Raw genomic sequence first — 5,995 nt, 5'->3', positions numbered from 1 at the left:
CCTCCGTACCGTGTACCGGGGCCCGGCCGGTGAGGCCGGGACCCGTGGTCGTGTCAGTTCCGCAGCCAGGCCGCCGTGTCACCCGGCAGCAGGCCTGAGCCGTCCAGCGGTCCGCTGGTCAGCAGCACCTGGGTGTGGTCCGGGAGTTCCACCGCCTCCTGTGACAGGTTGACGACGCAGACCAGGCCGCCGGCCCGGGCGAAGGCCAGCACGCCGGGGGCCCGGCCGCCGGACGTCTCGGCGGCGGTGGCGGCGAACCCCGGTTCGTCGCGGCGCAGCCTCAGCGCCTCGCGGTACAGGGTGAGCATGGACGAGGGGTCGCCGCTCTGGGCATCCGCCGCGTACGCCGGCCAGGACGCGGGCTGGGGCAGCCACGGTTCGGTGGCGGAGCCGAATCCGGCGTACGGTTCCGCGGCGGACCACGGCAGCGGCACCCGGCAGCCGTCGCGCCCCGGGTCGACGCCGCCCGAGCGCGAGTGCATCGGGTCCTGGATGCGGTCCCGGGGGATGTCGGCCTCCGGCAGGCCCAGCTCCTCGCCCTGGTAGACGTAGACGGCACCGGGCAGCGCCAACGAGAGCAGGGCGGCGGCCCGGGCCCTGCGGGTGCCGAGCTCCAGGTCGGTGGGGGTGCCGAACACCTTGGCCGCGAAGTCGAAGCCGGTGTCCTCGCGCCCGTACCGGGTGACCGTCCGGGTCACGTCGTGGTTGCAGAGCACCCAGGTGGCCGGGGCGCCGACGGGGGCGTGTTCGGCGAGGGTGTCGTCGATCGCGGAGCGCAGCAGGCCGGCGTCCCACGGGCAGGCCAGGAAGTTGAAGTTGAAGGCGGTGTGCAGTTCGTCGGGGCGCAGGTAGCGGGCGAAGCGTTCGGAGTCCGGGAGCCAGACCTCGCCGACGAAGATGCCGTCGTACGCGTCGGCGACGGCCCGCCAGGAGCGGTAGATGTCGTGGAGCTCGTCGCGGTCGACGTACGGGTGGGGGCCCTCGCCCTCGGTGAAGTCGGGCAGGGCGGGGTCCTTGGCGAGCAGGGCCGCCGAGTCGATCCGTACGCCCGCGACGCCCCGCTCGAACCAGAAGCGCAGGACGTCCTCGTGTTCCTGGCGGACCGCCGGGTGGGCCCAGTTGAGGTCCGGCTGTTCGGGGGCGAACAGGTGGAGGTACCACTGGCCGTCGTCGAGCCGCGTCCAGGGGGTGCCGCCGAATTCGGAGACCCAGTCGTTGGGCGGGATCTCGCCGTGCTCGCCGCGTCCGGGCCGGAAGTGGAAGAGGTCGCGTTCGGGGCTGCCGGGTGCTGCGGCGAGGGCGGCGCGGAACCAGGCGTGCCGGTCGGAGACATGGTTGGGGACGACGTCGATGATGGTGCGGATGCCCAGTTCCCGGGCCTCGGCGATCAGTTTCTCGGCCTCGGCGAGGGTGCCGAACGCGGGGTCGATGCTGCGGTAGTCGGCGACGTCGTAGCCTCCGTCGGCGAGCGGCGAGAGGTACCAGGGGGTGAACCACAGGGCGTCCACGCCCAGTTCGACGAGGTAGGGCAGTCGGGCCCGGACTCCCGCGAGGTCCCCGGTGCCGTCCCCGTCGCCGTCGGCGAAGCTGCGTACGTAGATCTGGTAGATGACGGCGTCGCGCCACCAGGGTGCGGTGGTCTCGGTCGGACGGTTGGCTGCCACGTGTGCGTTCCTTTCGGGCAGGTGGTACTCCGCCGCCGGGCCCGACGCGGGGCGTGTGGTGGTGGGGCGGGCGGCGGAGTGCTGAGGACGAGACGGTTGCGCGGGGCGGCCGGGCCTCAGCCCTTGAGGCCGCCCGCGGTGAGGCCGCTCATGATGTTGCGCTGGAAGATCAGGAAGATCAGCAGGGTCGGGACGGACGCGATGGTGAGCGCGGCGATGAGGACGTTCTCGGGTACCCCGCTGGCCAGCGAGTAGATGCCCACGTTGAGCGTCTGCTTGCCGGGGTCGGGCAGGGTGAGCATCGGCCAGAGGAAGTCCTTCCAGACCCCGACGACCGCGAAGATGGAGACGACGCCGAGGATCGGCCGGGAGATCGGCAGCACCACCGAGCGCAGGGTGCGCAGCGGGGAGGCCCCGTCGATGGCCGCGGCGTCCAGGAGTTCGCGCGGGATCGAGTCGAAGAACCGCTTCAGCAGGAAGATGTTGAAGGCGTTGGTGACCGAGGGGAGCCAGATCGCCCAGGGCGAGTTGAGCAGGTTGCGCTCGAAGATCGGCACGTCGAGCACGGTGAGGTACTGCGGTACGACGAGGACGGTCGCCGGGATCATCAGGGTGGCGAGCATCATGCCGAGGATGACCTTGCCGAAGACCGGCCGCAGCCTGGAGAGCGAGTAGGCGGCGGCCACGTCGAGGACCAGCTGGAAGGCCAGCGCGCCGAAGGCGTAGTAGAGGGTGTTGAGGAGCAGCTTGGACAGGTCCATCACGTTCCACGCCTGGGAGTAGTTCTCCGTGTGGACGGACGTGGGGAAGGCCGTGGGCGGGCTCTGGACGACTTCCTGGGTGGTCTTGAGGCCGCCGGTGACCATCCAGTACAGGGGGCCGAGGAAGGCGATGGTGAAGGCGGCGACGACCAGGGCGAAGACGATCCAGTAGACCGTCCTGCCGCGGCGGCGGCCCAGCTGGGCCGGGGAGATCAGGGTGCGCTGGCGGCCGAGGTCGGGCCCTCGGCCGCTGATGCGCCGGCCGGCGCGCGCCTTTCCGGTCCCCCGCCGGGAGACAAGCGTGTTCGATGCCATCGTCGTGCTCCCGTCCTAGTCTTCGCTGCTGCGGCTGAGGCGCACGTACACCGCGGAGAACGCCGCGAGCACGACGAGCAGGACGAGTCCGAGGGCCGCCGCGCTGCCGTAGTTGTTGAAGTTGAAGGCGTACTGGTAGATGAGGTAGACGACCGTGGTGGTGGAGCCCTCGGGGCCCGCCCCGTTGGTCAGCAGGAAGGGTTCGGTGAAGACCTGCATCGTCGCGATGACCTGCATGAGCAGCAGCAGCGACAGGATGAGCCGGGTCTGCGGGATGGTGACGTGCCAGATCTTGCGCAGCAGTCCGGCACCGTCGAGCTCCGCCGCCTCGTACAGCTCGCCCGGGATGCCCTGGAGGGCGGCGAGGTAGATCAGGGTGGCCCCGCCCATGTTCATCCAGGTGGACGCGATGACCACGGAGAGCATCGAGAGGTCGGGGTCCTGGAGCCACTGCTGGGCGGGCAGGTGGAGGAGTTCCAGGATGCGGTTGAAGAGTCCGTAGCCGGGGTCGTAGAAGTACTTGAAGAGCAGCACGGAGGCGACCGGCGGCAGCATGACCGGCAGGTAGACGAGCAGCCGCAGATATCCCTGGGCGTGCCGGAACTCGTTGAGCACGACGGCGACGACGAACGGGACCGCGAAGCCGAGCAGGAGCGCCAGGACGGTGAAGAGCAGGGTGTTGCGCCAGGCCTGCCAGAAGGCCGGGTCGTTGAAGACGTAGCTCAGGTTGGACCAGCCGGCCCAGGTGGTACGTCCGTCCTCGGTCTTCTGGAAGGCCAGGACGAACTCCCTGACCATCGGATACCAGGAGAAGAACGAGAAGCAGAGGACCGCGCCGATCAGGAAGCCGTGCGCGGAGATGTTGCGGCGCAGGGCGCGCACGAACTCCTGTCGGGGGGAGTCCGGCCCGGCCGGGCGGTGGTGACCACGCGGCGGCGGGCTCGCCTTGGCTGCCGTGGACAGGGTGGGGGCCGACATGGTGTCTCCTCGGTGCCGGTGCGATCACTCGCGGGGCGGACGGTCGAGATCGCGGGGCGGGGTCCGGGCGGCCCGGCCCCGCGGATCCGTCACTGGTTCGCGAGTACCTGGTTGACCTGCTGCTCGGCGGTGGCGAGCAGCTTGTCGATGTCGGCCTCCTTGTTGGTCAGGACGGCGGACATCGCCACGTCGAGGATCTTGTAGATCTCCTGTGCCTTCGGTGGCTCGGCCTTGCCCGGGACCGGGTTGTCCATGAAGGCCTTGAAGTTCTCGACCGGCATCGTCGCGTTCGCGGCGCGTGCGGCGTCGTCCTGGGTCTTGCTCTCACCGGTGAAGAAGTTGGGTTGCGGCAGCCCGACGGGCAGTTTGTCGGCCTTGGTGCGGGCCCAGTCGAACTGTCCCTTGCCGGGGGTGAGGTTCTTGAAGTTCAGCCAGGCCACGGCGGCCTTGATCTTGTCGGGCGAACTGCCCTTCTTGATCATGTAGTTGTTGCCGCCGAAGAGGGTCCCCTGGGCGCCGGGGATCGGTCCTAGGCCGAAGTTCTCGTACTTCGCGCCGAGTTGCTGCACCATGTAGGCGATGTCGTCGGGTGCGGCGAGGAACATGCCGAGCTTGTCGCTGGCGATCTGCTTCTGGAGGTCGCCCCACTTCAGCAGCTGGGTCTTGCCCATGCTGTCGTCCTCCCAGCGCATGTCGTGCAGCTGCCGGAGGACCTGCCTGCCCTTCTCGTCGTTGAAGGCGGCCTTCTTGCCGCTCGCGTCGACCACGTCGCCGCCGAGGGCGTACTGGGTCGCGGCGAAGTGCCAGCCGCCGTTGTTGCCCGCGCTGTACTCGCCGAAGCCCGCCACGCCCTTGCCGAGCGCCGCGATCTTCTTGCTCGCGGCGCGCACCTCCTCCCAGGTGGCTGGCGGGGTGTCGGGGTTCAGACCGGCCTCGGTGAACAGCTTGCGGTTGATCATCAGGCCCATGGTGTAGTTGCTGGTCGGCAGGGCGTAGAGCTTGCCGTCCTTGCGGGCCACGTCGAGCACCTGGGGCTGGATGTCCTTCAGGGCGGGGACGGTCTTCTCGGTGACGTACGCGGAGATGTCCTGGGCGCCGTCGTTGTCCAGCACCTGCTGGAGGTCGGTGAAGTAGGCGTAGAAGACGTCGGGCTGCGACTTGCCCTTGAGCATGGCCGTGAAGCGCGGGGGCTCCAGGCACTGGCCCGGGGTGGACTTCCCGTTGATCCTGACGTTCGGGTACTTCGCGTTGAACGTCTTGATGTCCTCGTTCCACTCCCGCAGCTCCGCGGCCTTCGCGGCCGGCGGCATGCAGTCGATCGACAGCGTCACCCTGGCCTTCGGGTCCAGTGGCGCCGTGGGATCGGACGATCCGCTGTCGGAATTGCCGCCGTCGTCCCCGCTGCCGCTGCTGCTCGTGCCGCAGGAGGCAAGGGCAGTCAGGGCGAGTGCGGTGACGAGCGCGGCCGCGGAGGCTCTGCGGGTGCGAGAACGGCGGAACCCAGCACTTCTCATCGGTGGTCCCCTTCGGGCATGAGCGTGGAAGGCCCTCGGCGAACTCTCCGCCGGGGCGCGGCTTACTCAACCACCGCCGACATGTGAGCGCAATATCTCGCGCAGTTTTCGTAAATGCTTGACATCCTTCCGTATCCGGCGCGTGACGTGGGCCCGCCCCGAGGCCGGCGCGCGCCCGGGGGGAAGCCCTCAGCGGCGCGCCTGCGCGGTCGAGCCCCGGACCACGAGCTCCGGCTCGAAGAGGAGTTCGCCGGGCGGCACGGCACCGCTCTGGATGAGCGCGGAGAGCAGTTCGACCGCCGCCCGGCCCATCGCCTCGATGGGCTGGCGGACGGTGGTGAGCGGCGGGGCGGTGCAGTTCATGAAGGCGGAGTCGTCGAAGCCGACGACCGAGACGTCCGCGGGGACGGCGAGTCCGCGCCGGCGTGCGGCCCGTACGGCGCCGAGCGCCAGCGGGTCACTCGCGCAGACGATCCCGGTGACCCCGCGCTCCAGCAGGCGCGAGGCGGCGGCCTGCCCGCCCTCCAGCGAGAACAGCGAGCGCTCGACGTGCTCCGGCGGGAGCGCTTTCGCGACGGCCCGCGCGGCGGCGAGCTTGCGCCGGGACGGGACATGGTCGGAGGGTCCGAGGACCAGCCCGACGCGCTCGTGGCCCAGCGACTCCAGGTGGCGCCACGCCTGCTCGACGGCGACGGCGTCGTCGCACGAGACGCAGGGCAGGTCGAGGCCCTCGATGGACGCGTTGATCAGCACGACCGGGATG

5 protein-coding genes are annotated in these 5,995 nt (G+C 70.0%); all 5 read right to left on the bottom strand.

The window, feature by feature from the left end; translation table 11 throughout:
- Positions 1 to 53 precede the first annotated feature (53 nt).
- Positions 54 to 1,664 carry a glycoside hydrolase family 13 protein gene (locus IH13_RS0107930; RefSeq protein ID WP_031082308.1) on the bottom strand — a complete coding sequence of 537 codons (1,611 nt, stop codon included), beginning with the start codon at positions 1,662 to 1,664 and terminating at the stop codon, positions 54 to 56.
- A 116-nt stretch (positions 1,665 to 1,780) separates the two neighbouring features.
- Positions 1,781 to 2,740: a carbohydrate ABC transporter permease gene (locus tag IH13_RS0107925; RefSeq protein WP_031082306.1), complete on the bottom strand. Its 960-nt coding sequence runs from the start codon at positions 2,738 to 2,740 to the stop codon at positions 1,781 to 1,783.
- A 15-nt stretch (positions 2,741 to 2,755) separates the two neighbouring features.
- Positions 2,756 to 3,718 (bottom strand): carbohydrate ABC transporter permease, encoded by a 963-nt coding sequence (locus IH13_RS0107920; RefSeq protein WP_031082304.1) that lies wholly within the window; start codon positions 3,716 to 3,718, stop codon positions 2,756 to 2,758.
- Between the two features lie 89 nt (positions 3,719 to 3,807).
- The gene (locus IH13_RS0107915; protein WP_031082302.1) at positions 3,808 to 5,232 is read right to left on the bottom strand and encodes an extracellular solute-binding protein; all 1,425 of its coding nucleotides are present in this window, start codon (positions 5,230 to 5,232) and stop codon (positions 3,808 to 3,810) included.
- Between the two features lie 189 nt (positions 5,233 to 5,421).
- The coding region (locus IH13_RS0107910) for a substrate-binding domain-containing protein (RefSeq protein ID WP_031082301.1) at positions 5,422 to 5,995 on the bottom strand (574 nt) is incomplete at its 5' end.

It is taken from the genome of Streptomyces sp. NRRL WC-3549 (assembly GCF_000721935.1).
GTDB lineage: Bacteria > Actinomycetota > Actinomycetes > Streptomycetales > Streptomycetaceae > Streptomyces.
This window is presented reverse-complemented; position numbering and strand designations above follow the sequence as displayed.

Excerpts from the sequence above, each read along its gene's own strand:
- IH13_RS0107915 (WP_031082302.1), bottom strand. The coding sequence starts at position 5,232 with ATGAGAAGTGCTGGGTTCCGCCGTTCTCGCACCCGCAGAGCCTCCGCG.
- IH13_RS0107925 (WP_031082306.1), bottom strand. The coding sequence starts at position 2,740 with ATGGCATCGAACACGCTTGTCTCCCGGCGGGGGACCGGAAAGGCGCGC.
- IH13_RS0107920 (WP_031082304.1), bottom strand. The coding sequence starts at position 3,718 with ATGTCGGCCCCCACCCTGTCCACGGCAGCCAAGGCGAGCCCGCCGCCG.